At 58.3% G+C, this 290-nt stretch carries 1 pseudogene; it reads left to right on the plus strand.

Going from position 1 to position 290, the window contains the following annotated elements:
• Nucleotides 1-264: pseudogene (locus LI94_RS21640) on the plus strand (AAA family ATPase); the annotation flags it as partial.
• Nucleotides 265-290 lie beyond the last annotated feature (26 nt).

Here is a 290-nt window from a genome sequence, read left to right on the forward strand (position 1 = left end):
TCGGCAGCGTCAGATGTGTATAAGAGACAGATCTACAACAGCCTGTTGCAGGTTCTCGAGGACGGCCGGCTCACCGATGGGCAGGGCCGCACGGTGGACTTCAAGAACTGCGTGTTGATCTTCACCTCCAACCTGGGCACCTCCGACATCTCCAAGGCGGTCGGACTGGGCTTCACCCAGGGCGGCGGGGAGAACAACTACGAGCGGATGAAGCTCAAGGTCAACGACGAGCTCAAGAAGCACTTCCGCCCGGAGTTCCTGAACCTGTCTCTTATACACATCTGACGCTG

This window comes from Mycobacterium sp. UM_Kg27 (assembly GCF_000972905.1).
Lineage (GTDB): Bacteria > Actinomycetota > Actinomycetes > Mycobacteriales > Mycobacteriaceae > Mycobacterium.